The following is a 21278-nucleotide window of genomic DNA, read 5'->3' on the forward strand; positions in this document are numbered from 1 at the left end:
CGGCACCCGGAGTTCACCCGGGGTGTGCCTGAAGAGCGCCTGCTGATCGGTTGCGGGTCGCCCGCCTCGGCGGTAATGGCGGTCGGCCCGTGACGACCCCTCCGGGTCCTTCCGCGCTGTACGCCCCCTGGAGGATGTGTGCCACCCGCCGCCGAGGCCGTGTACGTCGAGGACCCCGAGCGCGGGACGGTACGGGACGAGCACGGCGGTGCGGAGCGGCGGCGGGGCGCGGTCCTGCGGGCCCCGGCCGCCGCCGCACTGCTCACCGCCGCACTGCTCTGCCTCGCCACCCGGCTCTCCCGCACGTACCCCTTCGGCCCGGTGACCAGGAACATCGTCGACCTCGGCCAGCAGTACCTGCCGTACCACGCCTACTGGCGCGCCTTCCTGCTCGGCGAGACGCACGGGGACGCCTTCCTCAACTGGAACTCCGGCTTCGGCGCCAACTTCCTCGGCGACATCGGCACCTACCTGAGCAGCCCCTTCGACCTGCTCGTCGTGTTCTTCCCGGCGGACCGCGTCGAACTCGCCCTGTACGTCGTCACCGCCGCCAAGATCACCACCGCGGCGGCCGCGATGGCGCTGCTGCTCCTGCGGCTCCGCCCCGGCCCCTGGCCGGTCGCCGCCGTGCTCGGCACCGCGTACGCCCTCTCCGGCTGGACCTTCGATTTCGGCGCCACCGTCCCCATGTGGCTCGACGGGCTCGTCGCCTTCCCCCTGCTCTGCCTGGTCGGCGAGTGGGCCCGCACCGGCCGCCGCCCCGTCCTCGGCCCCCTCGTCGTCGCCCTGGCCTGGATCGCCAACTTCTACACCGCGTACATGGCGACCCTCGGCGCGGCCGTCGTCCTCGTGGTGCGGCTCCTCACCTCCGAGGAGACCGCCGGCGCCCGGCAGCGTCTCGCCGGGGTGCTGCGCGCCGCCCGGGGCGTCCTCATCGGCATCGGGCTCGCCGCGCCGCTCGTCGTGGTCGTCTTCCTCGCCACGAAGGTCGCCGACCCCACCCCGGAGACCACCTTCGCGCCCGCGCCCTGGACGGACGTCCTGGCCCGGTTCCTGCCCGCCACCGCGAGCGTCGACAGCCCCGCCCTCTTCATCGGCACGCCCGCCCTCGCGCTCGCCCTGACGCTGCCCTTCAACCGGGCCGTCGCGCCGCGCGTCCGGGCCGGCTGGACGGCCGCGATCGTCCTGGTGACGCTCTCGCTCCAGTGGGAGCCGACCCATCTGCTGTGGCACGCGGGCGCCTCGCCCAACGGCATTCCGTACCGTCAGACCTTCGTCCTGTGCGGCCTGCTGCTGATCGGCGCCTGGTTCTCGGCCGCCCCGGGGGTGCCCCGGCCGACGGCGCTCCTCGCGGGCGTGGCACTGCTCGGAGCCCTGGCGTGGGCGGCCCGGGGGAGCGTCGACATCGACCGGTGGACCTTCCCCGCCTTCGGCGCGGCCGTGCTCCTCGCGCTCGCCGCCGTCCTCATGGCCCTCGCCGGCGAACGCCGGCGCCACGCGCGCGTGGCGCCCGCCCCGGACGGCGACGGTCAGGCCACCGCGCGCGTACTCCCCGCTCCGGACGGCGACCGTCGCCTCACCGCGCGCGTACTCCCCGTCCTGGCCGTGATCCTGCTCGTCGCCGCGCAGGCGGGCGAGGCGGCCGTCACCGGCAAGCGGATCGAGGAGCAGCAGCGGAGCGAGGTCTCCTGGTCGCCCCGGATCGGCCCCTGGCACGCGACCGCCGCCGCCGAGACGGCCCGCGCGGACGCCTGGCCCGACCACCGCACGGACCCCGGCGAGGTCCCCGGAGGCAATGACGTGCTGCTCGTCGGAGGGCAGGGCGCCGAGTACTACAGCAGCCTCACCTCGGACGTGACCTCCCGGACCCTGGCCGCGCTCGGCTTCGGCTACTACGCCAAGGGCCGGCACCCGGTCAGCCTCGACAACCCGGTGGCCGACGCCCTCTTCTCCATCGGCACCCGGCTGCGCTCGCAGCCCACGGAGCCGGTACGGCAGGACGCCGTGCCCCGCGCCACGGTCACCGTCACCGTCACCCCCGTCCCGCCCCTGGTCACCGTCCGCCCGCCGAAGCGACCGGCCACCCACCCCGGGGACTCGGCCTTCGCCCGGCAGGAACGCCTGCTCGGCACCGACGTGTACGAGCTGCCCGCCCCGCGCCGTACCGGACGGACCCTCACCGCCCGCTGCCCGGCGGGCTCACAGGTCTGGTTCTGGGCGCCCGAGTACAAGGGCGCGGCGGCCCTGGCGGGGGAGCGGCCCGTCGAGTTCGACGGCAGGCCGCCCGCCGTGCGCGCCCCCATGCAGGCGCTCGGCACCGTCCCGGACTCCGGTGCGGTACGGATCGACCTGGAGCCCGAGGGCAAGGTGCGGCTGCCCCGGGAACCCGTCGGCTGCCTGGTCCGCGCCCGGCTCGACACCGCCGTACGACAGCTCACCGCCACCGGCGCCACGCGCGTGCGTACCACCGGACACACCGTCACCGCCGAACTGCCCCCGGGCAGCACGGGCACCGCCGTCCTCGCCGTGCCGCGCATCTCCGGCTGGCGCTGCGCCGCCGGCGACGCGGAACCGCGCCCCGCGCGCGCGTACCAGGGCCTGGTCGCCGTCCCCCTCGACGGGCGGGCGACCCGGGTCGGCTGCTCCTTCCGGCCGCCGGGCCTGAAGCTCGGCGGCGCGGCCGGTGCCGCGGCACTCCTCGCGCTCGCCGCGACGGGGTTCCTCCACCGGCGACGGGCCGGCCGGTGACGGGGTTCGCCCCGGATACGACAAGAGTTCACCCGGAGTGCACACACGGCTCGTTCGCCGGGAAAAGTCGGCCGTTACTGTGCCCGCCGTAACGGCGTTTAATTGTTCGATTCAGTGTGGGGATCCCGAGTGCCGAAACTGTCCGTCGTCGTACCGTTCCACAATGTCGGGCCCTATGCGCCCGACACCCTGCGCAGTCTCGCGAACAACGCGGATCCGGAATTCGAATTCCTGCTGATCGACGACTGCTCGACGGACGACACGCCGGAGATCCTCGACCGCTGGCGGGACCGCCTGCCCAACGCCACCGTCATCCGGCACGAGACGAATCAGGGTGTCGCCCAGGCGCGCAACACCGGAATCGACGCGGCACGCGGCGACTACCTCGCCTTCCTCGACGGCGACGACTGGTACGCCCCCGGCCACCTGAGCGCCGCCGTGGCCGGAATCTCCCGCCTGGACTGCGATTTCGCCCGGACCGACCACGTCCTCTCGGAGGGCCGTAAACGGCAGATCCGCTATGCCCCGGCGAAGCGGCGCGACACCGTCATGGACCCCAGGGACGGAATCTCGCCGGCCAGCATGGTGACGATGGTCGATTACCCCTTCGTCCCCTTCGGGATTTACAGCGGGCGCCTCTTCGAGAACGGCGAATCCCGTTTCGAGACCTCCCTCAGAACCGCCGAGGACCGCCTCTGGATCTGGCGGCTCCATCTCAAGGCGCGCACCTTCGCGGCGCTTTCCCTGCACGGGGTCTTCTACCGGCGGGGCGTCACCACCTCGCTCACCCAGATCACCGACAACCGGCAGCTGGACTTCATCCCCTCGTACGACCTCCTGCTCGACGACGTCTCCCGGGACGCCGAGGCGGACCGCTTCCTCCCGAAGGCGGTCCGCACCTACTGCGCGATGATCGCCTTCCACATGGGGAAGGTGGACACCTACGAGCCCGCCGTCGCCGCGCGGCTGCGCTCCGACGTCCGGGGCGCCCTGCTCCGCATGCCGCAGGAGGTCCTCGACGAGACCCTCGCCACCATGGACACCCCGCGCAGCACCCTCCTCCGGAGCCTGCGCGCCACCGGAAGGACCGCCTGACCCATGGCCCCCGCCCCCGAGAAGGCACCGGCCCCCGACCTGCCGGTCCAGATCTTCCAGGTGTCCACCCTGTACGGCGCGGCCACCCTGGCCGCCGCGCTCGACGCCGGACAGTTCGGCCCCCGCGACTCCGCCCGCAGGCTCCTCCTCGTCTCGCGCAACGCCGAGATCCCGGAGACCGCCCTGCGCCTGGAGGCCATGACCGGGTACGACCGGATCGCCGCCCGCTTCGACGGCACCCTCGACTGGAACGAGACGATCCACCCGTACCACCCCGCCGCCTGGGCCCCCCGCCCCGAGGAGGCCCCGCTCTGGCAGCGCGTCCTGCGCACCGCCTGGGACCTCGGCGCCGCCCCGGTCGAGCTGATCGTCGAGTCCATCCAGGTCAACCCGGCCAAGGCACTCGCCGGCGCCTTCCCCGAGAGCTCCGTGCACGTCTACGCGGACGGCCTGATGAGCTACGGCCCGACCCGCTCCGACCTCGCCCAGTCGATCGCCTGCCGCATCCGCCGGGTCCTCCACCTCGACCTGGTGCCGGGCCTGCGCCCCCTCCTCCTGAGCGAGTACGGTGTCGAGCCCGAACTCGTCCCCGACACCGCCTTCCGCGCCGTCCTCGCCGAGATCGCCGAGGAGGCGGCCGACGGCCAGGAGATCGCACGGGCCGCCGCCGCGGCCCCGACGGCCCTCCTGCTCGGCCAGTACCTCGCCGCCCTCTCCCTCCTGACCGCCGAGGAGGAGGAAGACCTGCACGTACGGATGCTGCGCGGGGCCGCCGCGGCCGGACACCGCTCGATCGTCTTCAAGCCGCACCCGAGCGCGCCCGCCCGCTACTCCCAGGCCCTGGACGAGGAGGCCGAGCGGAGCGGCGTACGGCTCACGGTCCTCGACGGGCCGCTGCTCGCGGAGACCTTCTACGAGCGCTGCCGTCCCGAGCTCGTCGTCGGCTGCTTCTCCACCGCGATGCTCACCGCCGCCGTCTACTACGGCGTCCCCATCGCGCGGGTGGGCACCGCCGAGGTCCTCGAACGGCTCACCCCCTTCGAGAACAGCAACCGGATCCCGCTCACCGTCGTCGACCACCTGGTCGCGGACCTGGAGCGCGGCCAGGAGCCCGCGGTCCCCGGTCCGGCCCCCGCCTCGCTCACCCCCCTGGTCCGGGCCGTCGGCTACTGCATGCGGCACAAGGCCCACCCGGGGCTCCGCGAGGAGGCCGCCGCCTTCCTGGCGGACCACCACGCGGAGCCCGGCACCGCCCACCACTTCACCGCCGAACGGCTCACCCAGCTCGGCCTGCCCGGCGGAGGGCCCGCCCAGGAGCGGACGGGCACGCCCCGGCTGCGCCGCGGCCTGGTACGGAGCCGACGGGCCTGAACCGGGCGACGGAACCGGGGGATCAGCGCTCGGCGGACCTGACCAGGGTGAAGACCGCGCCCTCCGGGTCCGCCACCAGGGAGAGCCGCCCCGCCGTGCCCTCGCGCGGCGGGCGCAGCACCTGGCCGCCCAGCTCCCGCACGAGCCGCGTGGCCGCGTCCGTGTCGGCGACCTCGAAGTACGTCATCCAGTGCGGGCCCCGGTCCCGGGGCAGCGCGTTCCCGACGCCGTGCAGCGAGGCCACCGGGGCCCCGGCCACGTGGAGCGTCGCGTAGTCGTGGTCGGCGGAGACGATCGGCTCGACCTCGAAACCGAAGACCGTCCGGTAGAACTTGCCGATCGCGGACGTCTCGTACGTCAGGAGCTCGTTCCACACCGGGGTCCCCGGCGGTCCCGCCGTCGCCGTGCCGTGGTGCTCCTCGGCCTGCCAGATGCCGAAGACCGCGCCGGCCGGGTCGGAGCAGATCGCCAGGCGGCCCGCCTCGCCCGCGTCCAGCGGGCCGACGGCGACGGTGCCGCCGCAGCAGCGGATGCTCTCGGAGGTCTCGTCGGCGTCCTCCGTGGCCAGATACGGGGTCCAGGCGATGCGCAGGTGCCGGTCGGGCGGCAGCCTGCCGATGCCCGCCACCTCCTTGCCGTCGAGCAGCGCGCGCACGTACGGGCCGAGCTGCTGCGGACCGGGGACGAAGTCCCAGCCGAAGAGCGCGTGGTAGAACTCCTGCGTGGCGTCGAGCCCGTGCACCATCAGGCTCACCCAGCAGGGTGTGCCGGCCGGGCGCGGAGTCGCCTCGGTCATCGTCACTCTCACCTCGGACCATCGTCGTGACCGTGCCCCCGTCCGATGGTGACACCGGCGGCGGCACGGCGCGTCCCGGCCGCACCGATCGTGGCGCATCCCGCCGGAGGTCGCCGAGTCCGTCCCCCGCGGCCGTGCGGCTGCGCGAGGATGGCTCCCATGAAGCCCATCATCTCCGCAAGCGAACTGCTCAGCGAGTCGGCCGGGGCCCGGCCGCCGGTCCTCCTGGACGTCCGCTGGACGCTCGGCGGCCCGCCCGGACGGCCCGCCTACGAGGCCGGCCACCTCCCCGGCGCGGTCTATGTCGACCTGGACGCGGAACTCGCGGGACCGCCCGGGAGCGGCGGCCGCCACCCGCTGCCCGACCCGGAGGCCTTCGGGGCCGTGATGCGCCGGGCGGGCGTCTCGGCGGACCGGCCGGTCGTCGTCTACGACGGCGGCCTCGGCTGGGGCGCGGCCCGCGCCTGGTGGCTGCTCCGCTGGGCGGGCCACCCGGACGTGCGGGTCCTGGACGGGGGCCTCGCGGCCTGGACGGGCGAGCTGACCGAGAAGGTCGACGTGCCGGAGCCGGGCGACTTCCGGCCCGAGCCGGGCGCCCTCGGGCTGCTCGACGCCGACGCGGCGGCGGCGTGGGCCGGCACGGGGCTGCTCCTGGACGCGCGGGCGGCCGAGCGCTACCGGGGCGACGTGGAGCCGATCGACCGGGTCGGCGGGCACATCCCGGGCGCGGTCTCGGCCCCGACGACCGAGAACGTCGACGCCGAGGGCCTCTTCCTGGCCGCCGACGTCCTGCGGGACCGCTTCACCGCGCTGGGCGCGGCCGAGGGGGCCCCGGTCGCCGTCTACTGCGGCTCGGGCGTCTCGGGCGCCCACGAGGTGCTCGCCCTGAAGATCGCGGGCATCCCCGCGGGCCTCTACGCCGGTTCCTGGTCGGAATGGTCCTCGGACCCCGCCCGCCCGGTCGCCACGGGCCCCGACCCGCGGTAGTCCGTACGGTACGAGCCGGAGCCGTACGCCGGTCCGGACCCGCGGTGATGCCGTACGACCGTCCGGACCCGTACCCGGCGCCGTACACGAAGGGGCCGCGCGGTCCGGGCGGCCCGGGCCCGTCGGGAGTGCCGTGCGGGGCCGGGTCTGTGCCGTACGCCGGCCGGGTCCGCGGCAGCGCCGTACGACGGGGGGGCCCGCGCCGTTCGACGGCGCGGGCCCTCCCCGTACAACGATCAGTCCTGCTTCTTCCTGCGGGTGCCGAAGACGATCTCGTCCCAGCTCGGCACGGCGGCGCGGCGGCCCGGGCGGACGCCGTCCGCCTCGGCCTGGCGGTCCGTGGCGCCGTGCAGCCGGTCGCGGTGGCCCGAGACCGCGCGCGGCATCAGGACGTCGGCGTAGGCCGAACCGGCGCCCGCCGAGGCGGCCGGGGCCGGCGGCTCCTCCGCCTCCGCCTCCTCCGAGGGCTCGGTGTCCGGCTGCTCGGGCACGACCAGGTCGCCGCGGAAGCTCGGCACGGCCTCCAGGAGGCTCGTCAGCGAGTCCCGCTCCTCCTCCGGCTCGACGGGTGCGGGCGCCCGCTCCAGCTGGCGGTCCAGGGTCCGGTCGAGCGGCCTGTCCCGGGGCAGCCGGGCGATGCGCGGCACGAAGGGGAAGCTCGGCTCCGGCGCGGCGGCGATCGTGTCGTCCGTCTCGCCGATCAGGGCCCGCGCCTCGTCGTCCACGGCCTGGACGAGCCGCCGAGGCGGGTCGTACGTCCAGCTGGCCGTGTGGACCTCGCCCGCGACCCGGTAGACGAGCAGCACCTCCCAGGTGCCGTCGTCACGCCGCCAGGAGTCCCACTGGACGGTGTCCTTCTCGGCGCCGCGCAGCAGCAGCCGCTCCTGCACCGCCTCGCCGAGCTGGGGGCCGCTGTTCTCCCCGGGCCTGCGGACCGGGGTCTTGCGGGCCCGTTCGGCCATGAAGGCGCGCTCCGCGAGCACGGGGCCCTCGAAGCGGCGCACGCGGTCGACGGGGATGCCGGCGAGCTGGGCGACCTCCTCCGCGGAGGCACCGGCCCTTATACGGGCCTGGATGTCGCGGGGGCGGAGGTGGCTCTCCACCTCGATCTCGATCTGACCGAGGCGCGCGCGGTCGTTGCGCACGGCGGCGCGGAGCCGCTCGTCGATCGGAAGTGTGTACTCCGTGCTGTCAGCAGCCTTCAGCACCAGTCGTGTGCCGTCGTTTGAGACGGCCACGACACGCAGTTCGGGCATGGGGACCTCCCGGGTGGTGCCTGCCGACGTCACGTGCGTCGCTGCTTCCGCTAGTCGAGTGTGGCCTGCCCGGGTGCAGCCTGCCACTACCTTGCCGAGTTGCCCGGCGTGTCGGGCATGGACCCTGGAGCGCCGTTATGGCACGGTTACCTGTTTCGCTACCCGGAGTGACTGGCGGTCACTCTGTGCAGCCGGTTCCCGTGCGATGCCGAGGCGTCGCCGGTTCGAGCGCCGTGTCCGGCTCCCTCCCCGTGATTCCGGGCACCCGTGAGGGCGTCCGGACCCAGGGTTCGTCAATGTACTCCATTCGGGCCACTTGGGTGGACCGGCGCGCCGCCCAACTTCTCGGGCGGTACGGGAGTTGAGTCTCCGTGATCATCCCCCGTACGTGTCACTCTTCACAGAAACAGCAGAAACGGAACTATTCGCTTCTCCTGTTTGTCCCTTCTGGGTGCAAGGCGAACGGATGAAGCAGCAGGGGTCGGAGATGCGTCACAGGCCGGAAAGCGACGGGGACGAGCCGGAGAGGGGCGGGGGGAAGAGCAGAAGGATCGACCTGAGCCTGGCTCAGGTCTCCGGCAGCGCCCTGGCCGCGGTCATCGCCGCCAAGCTCGCCTCGACCCTCGGCGTGTACGGCACGATCCTGGGCGCGGGTGTGATCAGTGTCATCGCGACCTGCGGCGGACCGCTCTTCCAGCACCTCTTCAAGCGCACCGGCGAGCAGGTCCGCGACGTCACCGCGGCGGCCAAGCCGAAGGCGCGTCAGGTTCCGGTCCCCGCCGGGCCGGGGGACGACCGCACCCTGATGCTGGGCGCGGTCGCGGCGCCCGTGCCGTCCGACGAGGAGTTCGGCGAGGCGACCACCCACGGCACCCGCGTCCGGGGCTGGAAGCGCCCGGCGATCGCGGCCGCCCTGGTCTTCGGCGTCACCATGGGCGGCATCACCGCCTACGAACTGGTCGCCGGGCAGGACTTCAGCGGCAAGCAGGGCACGACCACCTTCGGCTCCGTCGTCCGCGGCGGCGGGAGCACGGGCCAGGACGCGCCCGACCGGGACCAGGGGCCCACGCCGGCGCCCTCGGGGTCCGCGGACGGCACCGGGCGGCAGCAGGGCGGCGCCGGCACCCCCACGGGGGGAGCCACGCCGACCCAGGAGCCGACGGCGGGGACGCCGTCGGCCGAGCCCACCCCCTCCGGTTCCGCCGGTGCCGGGACGACGCCCGCCCCGACGCCGCCCGGTCCGACGACGGAACCGACCGCGCCGACCCGGGAGCCGTCCCAGGAGCCGACGTCCGGCACGGGACGGCCCGGGACGCCGACGGCCCCGGCACCGGCCGGAGCCGACACCGGGGCCGAGGGGGCGACCGGGTGAGCGTCAGTCGCCCAGGACCCGCCGCAGGTAGTCGTTGGCGAACAGCCGGTCCGGGTCGAGCCGGTCGCGCAGCGCCGTGAACTCGGCGAAGCGCGGGTAGGCCTCGGAGAAGTAGGCGGCGTCACGGGTGTGCACCTTGCCCCAGTGGGGGCGGCCCCCGTGCGCCGTCATGATGCGCTCCACCGCGGTGAAGTACGCCTGGTGGGGCGTTCCCCTGTAGAGGTGGACGGCGATGTACGCGGTCTCCCGCCCCGAGGCCGTGGACAGCGCGATGTCGTCCGCCGGGGCCGTGCGCACCTCCACCGGGAAGCTCACCTTGAGCGGAGAGCGCTCGACCATCGCCTTGACCTCGCGGAGCGCCGCGACCGCCGCCTCACGCGGAAGCGCGTACTCCATCTCCAGGAAGCGGACCCGGCGCGGCGAGGTGAAGACCTTGTACGGGATGTCGGTGTACGTACGGGCCGACAGGGCCCGGCTGGAGAGCTTGGCGATCGACGGGATGACCGGCGGCACCGCCCGGCCCAGCGAGCAGGCGACCTGGAAGAGTCCGTTGGAGAGGAGTTCGTCCTCGATCCAGCCGCTGACCCTTCCGGGCGGGGCGGCGGGGCCCGCGCTGCGGTTGTTGCGCTTGGTGTTGCAGTTGTCCGTGTGGGGGAACCAGTAGAACTCGAAGTGCTCGTTCTCCGCGTGCAGCGCGTCGAAGTCCGAGGTGACCCGGTCGAAGGTCATCGGCTCCTCGCGCGCGGTGAGCAGGAAGATCGGCTCCACCGCGAAGGTGATCGCCGTGACCACGCCGAGCGCGCCGAGCCCGATCCTGGCGGCGGCGAAGACCTCCGGGTTCTCCTTCTCCGAGCAGGTGAGCAGCTCGCCCGAGGCCGTGACCAGCTCCAGTTCGCGGATCTGCGCGGCGATGGAGGCCGACTCGCGGCCCGTGCCGTGCGTACCGGTGGAGGTGGCGCCGGCGACGGTCTGCTCCATGATGTCGCCCATGTTCGTGAGCGACAGGCCCTCCCGGGCCAGCGCCACGTTGAGCCGCTTCAGAGGCGTGCCCGACTCGACCGTCACGGTCATCGCCTCGCGGTCGATCCGCCGGATCCCGGTCAGCAGACCCGGCCGTATCAACACGCCGTCGGTGGCGGCGATCGAGGTGAAGGAGTGGCCCGTGCCGACCGTCTTCACCCGAAGCCCGTCCTCGGCCGCACGGCGCACCGCCTCGGCGAGCTCCTCGGCCGAGGCCGGACTCACCTCCCGCACGGGGCGGGAGGTGACGTTCCCCGCCCAGTTATGCCACGGGCTGCTCGCCGTCCTGGCGCTTCCCGACCCCACTGTTGTCGTCCCGCTCACGCTGCCCCTCCCGGTTCGGCGCCGGCCTGCGCAGCCGGCGGTGTCCGAGGAGACCCACCGCGACCGCGAGCGCACCCGAGACGACGGGCACCACGTACCCCGCCTCGGCCCCCGACGCGTCGACCACCGAGCCGGCGGCAGAGGAGCCGAGCGCCACGCCGATCGCGAGCCCGGTACCCGTCCAGGTCATGCCCTCGGTCAGCTTGGTGCGCGGTACGTGCGCTTCGACGAGGGCCATGGTGGTCACCATCGTCGGTGCGATGGACAGGCCCGCGACAAAGAGCGCCACGGCCAGCAACGGCAAGTTCCCGGCCAGTAGGAGGGGGATCATACTCACGGCCATCGCGCATATGCCCAGGAGCCACCTGCGAGACGCCTCGCCCTTGAGGTGGAGCAGTCCGAAGACGGCGCCGGCCAGGCCGGAACCCAGCGCGTAGACGGCCAGAACGAGGCTGGCGGCGGCCTTGTGGCCCTGCTCCTCGGCGAAGGCCACGGTCACCACGTCCACCGAGCCGAAGATGGCGCCGGTGGCGACGAAGGCGAGGGTGAGCACCTGGAGGCCGGGGGAGCGGAGCGCGGAGGCGCCGCGGGCACCCTGCTGGGGGTGGGGGACCGGCTCCGTGGCGCGCTGCGAGGTCAGCCAGAAGGCGCCGACGGCCAGGAACACCCCGGCGAACAGCGGACCGGCCTCGGGGAACCAGGCGGTCGACAGGCCGATGGAGAGGATCGGGCCGAAGATGAAGCACACCTCGTCGACGATCGACTCCCAGGAGTACGCCGTGTGCAGGCGCCGCTCCTCGCCCCGGTAGATCTCCGCCCAGCGGGCGCGGATCATCGCGCCGAGGCTCGGCACGATGCCGATCACGGCCGTGAAGACGAAGAGGGTCCAGTCCGGGGCCTTCTGCTGCACGCAGAGGAGGAGCCCGGCGGCCGCGGCGAGCGACACCAGCGTCACCGGGCGGAGCACCCTGCGCTGTCCGTGCCGGTCGACCAGGCGCGAGACCAGGGGGCCGAGGACCGCGGCGGACATCGCGAGCGTCGCCGAGAGCGCGCCGGCCAGGCCGTACCGGCCGGTGACCTGCGAAATCATGGTCACGATGCCGATGCCCATCATGGACAGCGGCATCCGGCCGATGAATCCCGCGACGGAGAACGAGGCGGTTCCGGGCGCCGCGAAGATCGCGCGATAGGGACTGGGCAAGAGGGATCCTTGGTCAACACGTGTAATTAATAGCTAAAGCCTACGGTGTTGAACTCGATCGGTCATCCCCATTTTTCGGACGAACGGCCGTGACGAACGGTTTTGCGGATGATCGGCCACGGAAGGGCCGCGCCCCCCGCCGCCGGGGACGGGTGGGAGGATCGGTGCCATGTCCGATCAGCACGATCCCGCCCCGTACGACGCCCTGCTGCTGCTCTCCTTCGGCGGCCCCGAGGGCCCGGACGACGTGGTCCCGTTCCTGGAGAACGTGACGCGCGGCCGCGGCATCCCGAAAGAACGGCTCAAGGAAGTCGGCCGGCACTACTTCCTCTTCGGCGGCGTCTCCCCGATCAACGACCAGAACCGCGCGCTCCTCGACGCGCTGCGGACGGACTTCGCGCAGGCCGGGCTCGACCTGCCGGTCCACTGGGGAAACCGGAACTGGGCGCCGTACCTCACCGACACCCTCCGCGAGATGGTCACCGACGGGCGGCGCCACATCGCCGTCCTCACCACCAGCGCCTACGCCTCCTACTCCGGCTGCCGCCAGTACCGCGAGAACCTCGCCGACGCCCTCGCCACGCTGGAAGCGGAAGGTCTCCCGCTGCCCCGGGTCGACAAGCTCCGGCACTACTTCAACCACCCCGGCTTCGTCGAGCCGATGATCGAGGGCGTCCTCGCCTCCCTCGCGGAACTCGACCCGGCCGTGCGGGACGGCGCCCACCTCGCCTTCACCACCCACTCCATCCCCGACTCCGCCGCCGACAGCTCGGGACCGGTCACCGAGCACGGCGAGGGCGGCGCCTACGTGCGCCAGCACCTCGACGTGGCGAAGGTCGTCGCCGAGGCGGTCCGCGAGCGGACCGGGATCGACCACCCCTGGAAGCTCGTCTACCAGTCCCGCAGCGGCGCCCCCCACATCCCGTGGCTGGAGCCCGACATCTGCGACCACCTGGAGGAGCTGCACGGCTCCGGCGCGCCCGCCGCCGTCATGGTCCCCATCGGCTTCGTCTCCGACCACATGGAGGTCCTCTACGACCTCGACACGGAGGCCACCGCCAAGGCGGCCGAGCTCGGCCTGCCCGTCCGGCGCTCGGCGACCGTCGGCGCCGACCCGCGCTTCGCCGCCGCCGTCCGCGAGCTCGTCCTGGAGCGCGCCGCGAACGAGCGGGGGACCAGGACCGAACGGTGCGCCCTCGGCGCCCTCGGCCCGTCCCACGACCTCTGCCCGATCGGCTGCTGCCCGGCCAGGGCGGAACGGCCCGCCGCGGCCGGCGCCGACAGCCCCTACGCCTGAGGAGCCCGCGTGACCGACGTTTCCGACGTTTCCGACCCCCTGCTCACCGAACTGCTCGACCTCGCCCTGGAGGCCGCCGGGCGGGCCGGAGCGCTGCTGCGCGACGGCCGGCCCGACGACCTGGCCGTGGCGAAGACCAAGACGAGCCCCATCGACGTCGTCACCGAGATGGACATCGCCGCCGAGAAGCTGATCACCGGCTTCCTCTCCGAGCACCGTCCGCACGACGGCTTCCTCGGCGAGGAGGGCGCGTCGAGCCCCGGGACCAGCGGGATCCGCTGGGTGATCGACCCGCTCGACGGCACCGTGAACTACCTGTACGGCCTGCCCACCTGGGCGGTCTCGATCGCCGCCGAACGGGACGGCGAGGCCGTCGTCGGGGTCGTCGAGGCCCCGCTGCGCGGCGAGACGTACCGGGCGGTCCTCGGCGGCGGCGCGTTCCTGGGGGAGCGGCGCCTCGCCGTCCGCCCCTCGCCCGCCCTCGACCGGGCCCTCCTCGGCACCGGCTTCGGCTACGTCCAGGCCCGCCGCGCCCACCAGGCCGACGTGGCCCAGCGGGTCATCCCGCGCGTCCGCGACATCCGCCGCGGCGGCTCGGCCGCCATCGACCTCTGCGACGTCGCCGGAGGCCGCCTCGACGCGTACTACGAGCGCGGCCTCAACCCCTGGGATCTCGCGGCGGGCGCGCTCATCGCCCGCGAGGCGGGCGGCCTCACGGGCGGCCGCCCCGGCGAGCCGGCGTCCGGAGAACTGACGCTCGCGGCCTCCCCGGGCCTCTTCGGCCCCCTCCAGGAGCTCCTGGAGGAGCTGGGGGCCTGGCACGACTAGGGCGCGTCCGGTGGACGCACGGGGCCCCGGAGCCGGGAACGGCGCCGGGGCCCACGCGTGCGTACGGGTAGGACGGTGTACGGGTCGGACTGGTGATACGGGTCAGACGCCCGGCGCGGCCACCTCCACGCCGTGCTCGGCGGCCAGCCGGTGCAGGTCGTCCAGCTCCGCCTGCTCCACCTCCGCCAGGTAGTCGTCGCCCGTCTCACGGGCCCGCGTGAGGTCCGTCTGCGTGGTCCTGATGCGGTGCAGCAGTCCTGCGGTGAAAGCGTCCATCGTGCGCCCCCTCCTCGTGGGTCCGGTGGCACGGGGGTGTGCCGAGGGTGGGTGGATCACGCACTGCGAACTCTGGGGGACAGAGAGCGGTAGGTGGCGCGCCACATACAGGGCGTGATCACGGGGTGTGCAGACCTCCTCCCCAGCCCCTTCCTGGAAGAAACCTCAACTGGCCCTTGAATCCGGTGAATTCTTGGTTCCGGGGCGCGCGCCCCGCTGTGCGCGCCCTCCCGCCCCCACCCCCCGCACCGCCGTCTTACAGCCGGTTTACGCGCGTACGGGGCAGGATGGACACGCACAGTCAGTGCTCAGGTTTCAGCCGGTCCCCACCCCGGACAGCGGCTCAACGGGAAGGATGTACCTCCGTGCGCGTACTCGTCGTCGAGGACGAGCAGCTGCTCGCCGATGCGGTGGCCACCGGACTGCGCCGGGAGGCCATGGCCGTCGACGTCGTGTACGACGGCGCCGCGGCCCTGGAGCGCGTCGAGGTCAACGACTACGACGTCGTCGTCCTCGACCGGGACCTCCCGCTCGTGCACGGCGACGACGTCTGCCGCAAGATCGTCGAGCTCGGCATGCCCACCCGCGTCCTGATGCTCACCGCCTCCGGCGACGTCAGCGACCGCGTCGAGGGCCTGGAGCTCGGGGCGGACGACTACCTCCCCAAGCCCTTCGCCTTCACCGAGCTCACCGCGCGCGTGCGCGCCCTCGGCCGCCGCACCACCGTCCCGCTCCCGCCCGTCCTGGAGCGCGCCGGGATCAAGCTCGACCCGAACCGCCGCGAGGTCTTCCGCGAGGGCAAGGAGGTCCAGCTCGCGCCGAAGGAGTTCGCCGTCCTGGAGGTCCTCATGCGCAGCGAGGGCGCCGTCGTCTCGGCCGAGCAGCTCCTGGAGAAGGCCTGGGACGAGAACACCGACCCGTTCACCAACGTCGTGCGCGTCACCGTCATGACCCTGCGCCGCAAGCTCGGCGAGCCGCCGGTGATCGTCACCGTCCCCGGCTCCGGCTACCGGATCTGACCCGATGGCCACGACCCCCGCGCCGCACCCGCAGGCGCCCCCGAAACCGACCTGGGACCCCAGGGATCCCGTCCGGCCGCTGCTGCGTCCGACCATCCGGATACGGCTCACGCTGCTGTACGGCGGGATGTTCCTGATCGCCGGCGTCCTGCTGCTGTCGATCATCTACCTCTTCACCGCCCAGGCCCTCAGCGACAGCACCTCCCAGCTGCCCTTCAAGGTCGTCAACGGCACGGTCCAGCCCACCACCTCCGGGTGCCGGCTGCCCGAGTCGCCCACCGGCGACCAGCTCAACGACGCCGTCACGCTGTGCCTGCGGCACCAGAGCGACATCGCCCTGCACGACCTCCTGCGCCGGTCCCTGTTCGCCCTGCTCGGCCTGAGCATCATCGCCTTCGCCTTCGGCTACGCCATGGCGGGACGGGTGCTCTCCCCGCTCGGCCGGATCACCCGGACCGCCCGCCAGGTGGCCGGTTCCGATCTGTCCCGGCGGATCGAGCTGGACGGACCGGACGACGAGCTCAAGGAGCTCGCCGACACCTTCGACGAGATGCTGGACCGGCTTGAACGGGCCTTCACCGCCCAGCAGCGGTTCGTGGCGAACGCCTCGCACGAGCTACGGACCCCGCTCGCGATCAACCGCACCCTCCTGGAGGTCCACCTCTCCGATCCCGGGGCACCGGTGGAGCTCCAGCAGCTCGGCAAGACCCTGCTCGCCACCAACGAGCGCAGCGAGCAGCTCGTCGAGGGCCTGCTGCTGCTCGCCCGGAGCGACAACCAGATCATCGAGCGCAAACCCGTCGACCTGGCCGAGGTCGCCGAGCGGGGCGTCGACCAGGTGCGCGCCGAGGCCGTGGCCAAGGGCGTCGAGATCCGCGGCGAGCGCGCGCCCGCCGTCGTCCAGGGCAACGGCGTCCTCCTCGAACGGATCGCGCTGAACCTGCTCCAGAACGCCGTGCGGTACAACGTGCCGGAGGGGGGCTGGGTGGAGGTCACCACCGAGGTCAAGGACAACCAGGCGGTCCTGGTCGTCTCGAACACGGGACCGGTGGTCCCCGCGTACGAGATCGACAACCTCTTCGAGCCGTTCAGAAGGCTCCGGCAGGAGCGGACCGGCAGCGACAAGGGGGTCGGTCTCGGCCTGTCGATCGTGCGGTCCGTGGCCCGCGCCCACGGCGGCCGTATCATCGCGGAGCCGCGCGAGGGCGGCGGGCTCGTGATGCGCGTCACTCTGCCGATCTGACACACTGCGCGAGCCGACCGGTTCCGTTCGCTTTGCGCGGAATTCCGGGGCTCCGATCCTGAGGCGCTCATGTGTGATCGATCACAGGAGGGAGTATCCGGACCTCCACTCTCCGTGACCGGGAAATCCCTCGGAAAACCAGGAAAAGTCCGGGTTTCCGGGGCCCGGAATGACGGGAAGTACACGGGGTGGCGCCCGTGAGGGCCGCCCGGAGGACCGTGTACGGTCCGGTTCGCCACCCGAAGCCGATCACTCGCGAGAGTGCGCGACGGGTGTCGATTGAGTAACAGACCTTGATGTGAGGCAAAATCTCCGCCTCAGGTCGGGCACAAGTCCGACCTCTCACGCGTTACGTGCGCTGGAGACACCGCAACCACCCAGAGGGGGAGAGCGACATGGCAACGGATTACGACACCCCACGCAAGACCGACGACGACGTCGACTCGGACAGCCTTGAAGAACTGAAGGCCCGCCGGAACGACAAGTCGACCTCGACCGTCGACGTCGACGAGTTCGAGGCCGCCGAAGGCCTGGAGCTTCCCGGCGCCGACCTCTCGAACGAGGAGCTGGCCGTCCGGGTCCTGCCCAAGCAGGCCGACGAGTTCACCTGCATGAGCTGCTTCCTCGTGCACCACCGCAGCCAGCTGGCCCGGGAGAAGAACGGCCAGCCGATCTGCCGCGACTGCGACTGAGACCGCTCGGCCGTGGCAGGCGACACACCGTCCCGGAAGCGGCGTCTGCGGCTCGTCCGGAGCCCGGAGACGTACAAGGGCGGCTCAGGCCCGGCAGAGGGCGCCCAGGAGGCCCCTGAAGCCGGGCGCACCGCCTCGCCGCCCTCCCTCGGCGCACGTGACGACGAGCGAGGCCTCCCGGCCTCGCTCGAGGCGGTCATCGAGGTCGCCGAGACGGATCCGGCGCGCCTGCCGGCGCGGGAGGAACAGGCCGACGCGGCCGAAGCCCGGCAGGGCGGACGCCTCGGCGCCGTCAGGCGGCTGGCCGACCCCGCGCGGTCCCAGCTCGACCGGATCCGGATCGACTCCGCCCGGATCGAAGCCGTCCGGCGCGGCGTCGCGCAGGGCGTCCGGCAGGGCGTGAAGCGCGGCGGAGACGGCGCCAGGGCCGGCATCGGCTATCTGGCCGACCGGCTGATCGACCTCGCCCCGCGGATCCCCGTCCGCGACCTGGCGACCCTGCGCAGGCAGTTCCCCGGCCTCGGTCCCGAGGAGATCGCCGACAAACTCGTCGCCGGCGCGGCGAACGCGAGTTCGACCGTGGGCGCGGGCGTCGGTGCCGCCGCCATGCTGCCCGTGCCCCCGGCCCTGCCGGCGGAACTGGCGGCCGAGATCACCGGCGTCGCCGCCGTGGAGATCAAACTCATCGCCGAACTGCACGAGGTCTACGGGCTGCGGCCCCCCGGCCGGATCACCCAGCGCTCGGTGGCCTATCTGACCTCCTGGTCCGAGGAGCGGGGCATCGACCCCACCAAGCCCACCACCGTCAACGCCGCACTCGGCGGTCAGCTCAAGCGCGAACTGCGCCAGCAGATCATGAAACGCATGGTGCGCAACCTGCCGAACCTCATGCCCTTCATGGTGGGCGCGACCGTCGGCGCCGTCATGAACCGCCGCGACACCAAGAAACTCGCCGCGCACATCCGCAAGGACCTCCGCGGCCGCCAGATCCCCTGGGACGCCCTCCAGGAGCTGCCCCCGCTGGAACAGCCCGAGAACCCGAAGGAACTGGGCTTCTAGCGCCGAGAGCCTCGTTGCCGATCCCGGGAGCCTCGCTGCCGACCCCGGGAGCCCCGCTTCTGGCTCCGAGAGCCCCGGAAACCACGAAAGCCCCGGCGGATCCGCCGGGGCCGTGGGGACGCGCCGGTCAGGCGCGCTCCGCCTCCAGGGCGGCGACCAGGGCCTCCGGCTCGCGGCTGGACAGGTACACGTACGGCGTCGGGTCCGCCGGGTCCGTCACCACGACCCGTACCGCCCCCGGCACGTAGCTGCGCATCAGCATGAAGGCGCGCGGGTCCGCCTTGTACGTGCGCCACGCGCGCGCCTCCTCCGCGTCCAGCACCTCGGCCGTCCCGAGCGCCGTGACCGGGATCCGCGCGTCGCCCGCCACCAGCGAACCGGCCACCACCCGGATCCGGGCGGAGCCGTACGAGGAGACCACCACACCGGCGAGCACCGCCGCCGCGATCAGGCCGCCCAGCATCGGGACCGGACCCAGCGGGAACATGATCAGGGCGCCGGAGAGACCGAGCAGGCCCACGATCACCCACCACGAGCGGGGCGCCGTCAGCCGCTCGTCGAAGCGCGGCGCGGCGGAGGACGCGGGGGAGGGGGTCGGGGACGGTACGGAAGGCTGCATGCGTCCAAGCTTGGCACGGCGCGACCTGCGCCCATCCGCGCGGGTAAGGTCTGCGGCTGTGACTGCAACATCTGCCGCCCTCACCCCGCCGGCCGACGCCATAGCGCCGGTACGCCACCCCGACGCGCCGGCCCCCGGCGAGCTGCTCGGTGCGCACTACGAGTACTGCTTCGGGTGCGGCGGCGGACAGCCCCACGGCCTCCACCTGGAAGCACGCGCGGGCGAGGGCGTGACCGTCACCGCCGAGTTCACGGTGACCCCCGACCACCAGGGCGCCCCCGGCCTCGCGCACGGCGGCGTGCTCGCCACCGCGCTCGACGAGACCCTCGGCTCCCTGAACTGGCTGCTGCGGGTCATCGCCGTGACCGGACGCCTGGAGACCGACTTCGCCCGGCCCGTCCCGGTCGGCACCGTGCTCCACCTTGAGGCCGCCGTCACCGCCGTGCACGGCCGCAAGATCTACTCGACCGCCGTCGGCCGGATCGGCGGGCCCGAGGGCCCCGTCGCCGTCCGCGCCGACGCCCTCTTCATCGAGGTCAAGGTCGACCACTTCATCGACAACGGCCGCCCGGAGGAGATCCAGGCCGCCATGTCCGACCCCGACCAGGTCCGGCGCGCCCGCGCCTTCGAGGTGAACCCCTGATGCGCAACCCTGTCGACGTACTGATCCGGCGAGTCGACCCGGACGTGCCGATCCCGGCGTACGGGCATCCCGGCGACGCCGGGGCCGACCTCGTGACCACCGAGGCCGCCGTACTGGCCCCCGGGGAGCGCGCCGTGCTGCCCACCGGGGTCTCCATCGCCCTGCCGGACGGGTACGCGGCCTTCGTGCACCCGCGCTCCGGTCTCGCCGCCCGCTGCGGAGTGGCGCTCGTGAATGCCCCGGGGACGGTGGATGCCGGGTACCGTGGAGAGATCAAGGTGATCGTGGTCAATCTCGACCCGCGCGAGGACGTGCGGTTCGAACGATTCGATCGGATTGCCCAACTCGTCGTCCAGCAGGTCGAGAAGGTGCGCTTCCACGAGGTGGCGGAGCTTCCCGGTTCGGCGCGGGCCGAGGGGGGCTTCGGGTCCACCGGCGGTCACGCCGCCGTGGACGGCACAACGGGTGGGAATCGATACGCTTCGGTCGTATCCGACCGGGAAGGACAGTGACGTGTTCGGACGTCGCAAGAAGAGCGGTGCCGCCGAGGACGCGGCGAGCGAGGCCGAGCAGGTCGTCGACGCGGTGGAGGGCGAGGACGCGGCCGCGCCGCGCCGTGTGAACCTTCCGCCGGCGCCCCGGCCCGACGGCCCCTGGGACATCTCCGAGGTCGCCAAGCCCGACGAGGGCCGCGTGGACCTCGGCGGAATCTTCGTGCCCGGAGTCGAGGGCATGGAACTGCGGGTGGAGGTGGCGGGCGACGCGATCGTCGCGGCCACCGTCGTCCTGCGTGACAGCGCCGTACAGCTGCAGGCCTTCGCCGCCCCCAAGAAGGAGGGCATCTGGGGCGAGGTCCGCGACGAGATCGCCACCGGCATCGTCCAGCAGGGCGGTGTCATCGACGAGGTCGAGGGCCCGCTCGGCTGGGAGCTGCGGGCCCAGGTCCCGGTCCAGCTGCCGGACGGCAACCGCGGTGTGCAGCTGGTCCGCTTCGTGGGCGTCGACGGACCCCGCTGGTTCCTGCGCGGAGTGATCTCCGGGCAGGGCGCGGTCCAGCCCGAGGCCGCCGGCCTCCTGGAGCAGATCGTCCGGGACACCGTGGTCGTCCGCGGCGACGGCCCGATGGCCCCGCGCGACCCGATCGTCCTCAAGCTGCCGAACGACGCGCAGATGGTGCCGGACGGCGTGCAGCAGGAGGAGCAGGAGAACTCCCGCTTCTCGGGCGGCATGGGCCAGCTCCAGCGCGGTCCTGAGATCTCCGAGATCCGCTGAACCCCGCCGGGCCGCTCCGGCGGCCCGGTGTGATCGAGACACGGCCGGGGGGGGGGGGGGCCGGCGGGGGGGGGGGGGGGCCGGCCCCCCGCCCGGTTGCCAAGGGGTGGGGCCCCGGGCAGGGCCCCGGGGCCCCGCCCCGGCCACAAAGGGCGGGCCC

The 21278-nt window shown here is 73.3% G+C and carries 20 protein-coding genes; 14 read left to right on the forward strand and 6 right to left on the reverse strand.

Annotated elements, in window-relative coordinates; all coding sequences use genetic code 11:
• Positions 1-138: 138 nt before the first annotated feature.
• The 3 genes from ACFYUS_RS27490 (at position 139) to ACFYUS_RS27500 (ending at position 5214) form a co-directional block, all read left to right on the forward strand.
• Entirely contained in the window at positions 139-2748 is a 2610-nt protein-coding gene (locus ACFYUS_RS27490) for a YfhO family protein (protein WP_388857496.1), read from the forward strand.
• Between the two features lie 129 nt (positions 2749-2877).
• Positions 2878-3843 (forward strand): glycosyltransferase family 2 protein, encoded by a 966-nt coding sequence (locus ACFYUS_RS27495; RefSeq protein WP_388857500.1) that lies wholly within the window; start codon positions 2878-2880, stop codon positions 3841-3843.
• A gap of 3 nt (positions 3844-3846) precedes the next feature.
• Complete coding sequence (locus ACFYUS_RS27500) at positions 3847-5214, forward strand: polysialyltransferase family glycosyltransferase (protein ID WP_388857503.1); 1368 nt, start codon at positions 3847-3849, stop codon at positions 5212-5214.
• 22 nt (positions 5215-5236) lie between these two features.
• On the opposite strand, the gene ACFYUS_RS27505 is transcribed toward ACFYUS_RS27500, so the two are convergent.
• Positions 5237-6010, reverse strand: a complete 774-nt coding sequence (locus ACFYUS_RS27505) for a VOC family protein (RefSeq protein ID WP_388857506.1) — start codon at positions 6008-6010, stop codon at positions 5237-5239.
• Between the two features lie 159 nt (positions 6011-6169).
• Here ACFYUS_RS27505 and ACFYUS_RS27510 point away from each other — a divergent pair, with 159 nt between their 5' ends.
• On the forward strand, positions 6170-6997 hold the full coding sequence (locus tag ACFYUS_RS27510) for a sulfurtransferase (RefSeq protein ID WP_388857509.1): 828 nt from the start codon (positions 6170-6172) through the stop codon (positions 6995-6997).
• 236 nt (positions 6998-7233) lie between these two features.
• On the opposite strand, the gene sepH is transcribed toward ACFYUS_RS27510, so the two are convergent.
• Complete coding sequence (sepH, locus tag ACFYUS_RS27515; protein ID WP_388857512.1) at positions 7234-8286, reverse strand: septation protein SepH; 1053 nt, start codon at positions 8284-8286, stop codon at positions 7234-7236.
• Positions 8287-8740: 454 nt separating this feature from the next.
• Here sepH and ACFYUS_RS27520 point away from each other — a divergent pair, with 454 nt between their 5' ends.
• Positions 8741-9625 (forward strand): hypothetical protein, encoded by an 885-nt coding sequence (locus ACFYUS_RS27520; RefSeq protein ID WP_388857515.1) that lies wholly within the window; start codon positions 8741-8743, stop codon positions 9623-9625.
• A gap of 3 nt (positions 9626-9628) precedes the next feature.
• Here ACFYUS_RS27520 and ACFYUS_RS27525 read toward each other — a convergent pair whose 3' ends face one another.
• Together ACFYUS_RS27525 and ACFYUS_RS27530 are read right to left on the reverse strand one after the other, a co-directional pair.
• Positions 9629-10951: a D-arabinono-1,4-lactone oxidase gene (locus ACFYUS_RS27525; RefSeq protein WP_388857698.1), complete on the reverse strand. Its 1323-nt coding sequence runs from the start codon at positions 10949-10951 to the stop codon at positions 9629-9631.
• Positions 10908-12170, reverse strand: coding sequence for an MFS transporter (locus ACFYUS_RS27530; RefSeq protein WP_388857518.1), 1263 nt, complete (start codon positions 12168-12170; stop codon positions 10908-10910). The genes ACFYUS_RS27525 and ACFYUS_RS27530 overlap by 44 nt, the downstream gene beginning before the upstream one ends.
• A gap of 169 nt (positions 12171-12339) precedes the next feature.
• Between ACFYUS_RS27530 and ACFYUS_RS27535 the strand changes: the two genes are divergently transcribed.
• Both ACFYUS_RS27535 and ACFYUS_RS27540 read left to right on the forward strand, forming a co-directional pair.
• Complete coding sequence (locus ACFYUS_RS27535) at positions 12340-13467, forward strand: ferrochelatase (protein ID WP_388857521.1); 1128 nt, start codon at positions 12340-12342, stop codon at positions 13465-13467.
• 9 nt (positions 13468-13476) lie between these two features.
• Complete coding sequence (locus tag ACFYUS_RS27540) at positions 13477-14295, forward strand: inositol monophosphatase family protein (RefSeq protein WP_388857524.1); 819 nt, start codon at positions 13477-13479, stop codon at positions 14293-14295.
• Between the two features lie 102 nt (positions 14296-14397).
• Here ACFYUS_RS27540 and ACFYUS_RS27545 read toward each other — a convergent pair whose 3' ends face one another.
• The gene (locus ACFYUS_RS27545; protein WP_181924475.1) at positions 14398-14571 is read right to left on the reverse strand and encodes a hypothetical protein; all 174 of its coding nucleotides are present in this window, start codon (positions 14569-14571) and stop codon (positions 14398-14400) included.
• Positions 14572-14936: 365 nt separating this feature from the next.
• On the opposite strand from ACFYUS_RS27545, the gene ACFYUS_RS27550 reads away from it, so the two are divergent.
• The 4 genes from ACFYUS_RS27550 to ACFYUS_RS27565 all read left to right on the forward strand — a co-directional run bounded on the left by ACFYUS_RS27550 (position 14937) and on the right by ACFYUS_RS27565 (position 18584).
• Positions 14937-15590: a response regulator transcription factor gene (locus ACFYUS_RS27550; protein ID WP_086831096.1), complete on the forward strand. Its 654-nt coding sequence runs from the start codon at positions 14937-14939 to the stop codon at positions 15588-15590.
• A gap of 4 nt (positions 15591-15594) precedes the next feature.
• Positions 15595-16833, forward strand: a complete 1239-nt coding sequence (locus ACFYUS_RS27555; protein ID WP_388857528.1) for a sensor histidine kinase — start codon at positions 15595-15597, stop codon at positions 16831-16833.
• Between the two features lie 395 nt (positions 16834-17228).
• Complete coding sequence (locus ACFYUS_RS27560; protein WP_003955561.1) at positions 17229-17525, forward strand: DUF4193 domain-containing protein; 297 nt, start codon at positions 17229-17231, stop codon at positions 17523-17525.
• A gap of 12 nt (positions 17526-17537) precedes the next feature.
• A complete protein-coding gene (locus ACFYUS_RS27565) occupies positions 17538-18584 on the forward strand; it encodes a hypothetical protein (RefSeq protein WP_388857531.1) in 1047 nt (348 codons plus the stop codon).
• Positions 18585-18711: 127 nt separating this feature from the next.
• Here ACFYUS_RS27565 and ACFYUS_RS27570 read toward each other — a convergent pair whose 3' ends face one another.
• Positions 18712-19203 carry a DUF3093 domain-containing protein gene (locus ACFYUS_RS27570; protein ID WP_388857534.1) on the reverse strand — a complete coding sequence of 164 codons (492 nt, stop codon included), beginning with the start codon at positions 19201-19203 and terminating at the stop codon, positions 18712-18714.
• A gap of 58 nt (positions 19204-19261) precedes the next feature.
• Here ACFYUS_RS27570 and ACFYUS_RS27575 point away from each other — a divergent pair, with 58 nt between their 5' ends.
• The 3 genes from ACFYUS_RS27575 to ACFYUS_RS27585 are packed head-to-tail and all read left to right on the forward strand — an operon-like array spanning position 19262 to position 21118.
• Entirely contained in the window at positions 19262-19846 is a 585-nt protein-coding gene (locus ACFYUS_RS27575; protein WP_388857537.1) for a PaaI family thioesterase, read from the forward strand.
• Entirely contained in the window at positions 19846-20358 is a 513-nt protein-coding gene (gene dut, locus ACFYUS_RS27580) for a dUTP diphosphatase (RefSeq protein WP_225800499.1), read from the forward strand. Before ACFYUS_RS27575 ends, dut begins: the two co-directional genes overlap by 1 nt.
• A gap of 1 nt (position 20359) precedes the next feature.
• Entirely contained in the window at positions 20360-21118 is a 759-nt protein-coding gene (locus tag ACFYUS_RS27585; RefSeq protein ID WP_388857540.1) for a DUF3710 domain-containing protein, read from the forward strand.
• The last annotated feature ends 160 nt before the right edge of the window (positions 21119-21278 follow it).

Origin of the sequence: Streptomyces sp. NPDC004284 (assembly GCF_042874035.1) — a bacterium.
In the GTDB taxonomy this organism is placed as follows: domain Bacteria; phylum Actinomycetota; class Actinomycetes; order Streptomycetales; family Streptomycetaceae; genus Streptomyces.

Coding starts and splice junctions, on each gene's coding strand:
- ACFYUS_RS27500 (WP_388857503.1), top strand. CDS start 3,847: ATGGCCCCCGCCCCCGAGAAGGCACCGGCCCCCGACCTGCCGGTCCAG.
- ACFYUS_RS27505 (WP_388857506.1), bottom strand. CDS start 6,010: ATGACCGAGGCGACTCCGCGCCCGGCCGGCACACCCTGCTGGGTGAGC.
- ACFYUS_RS27510 (WP_388857509.1), top strand. CDS start 6,170: ATGAAGCCCATCATCTCCGCAAGCGAACTGCTCAGCGAGTCGGCCGGG.
- ACFYUS_RS27520 (WP_388857515.1), top strand. CDS start 8,741: ATGCGTCACAGGCCGGAAAGCGACGGGGACGAGCCGGAGAGGGGCGGG.
- ACFYUS_RS27535 (WP_388857521.1), top strand. CDS start 12,340: ATGTCCGATCAGCACGATCCCGCCCCGTACGACGCCCTGCTGCTGCTC.
- ACFYUS_RS27545 (WP_181924475.1), bottom strand. CDS start 14,571: ATGGACGCTTTCACCGCAGGACTGCTGCACCGCATCAGGACCACGCAG.
- ACFYUS_RS27555 (WP_388857528.1), top strand. CDS start 15,595: ATGGCCACGACCCCCGCGCCGCACCCGCAGGCGCCCCCGAAACCGACC.
- ACFYUS_RS27560 (WP_003955561.1), top strand. CDS start 17,229: ATGGCAACGGATTACGACACCCCACGCAAGACCGACGACGACGTCGAC.
- ACFYUS_RS27570 (WP_388857534.1), bottom strand. CDS start 19,203: ATGCAGCCTTCCGTACCGTCCCCGACCCCCTCCCCCGCGTCCTCCGCC.
- dut (WP_225800499.1), top strand. CDS start 19,846: ATGCGCAACCCTGTCGACGTACTGATCCGGCGAGTCGACCCGGACGTG.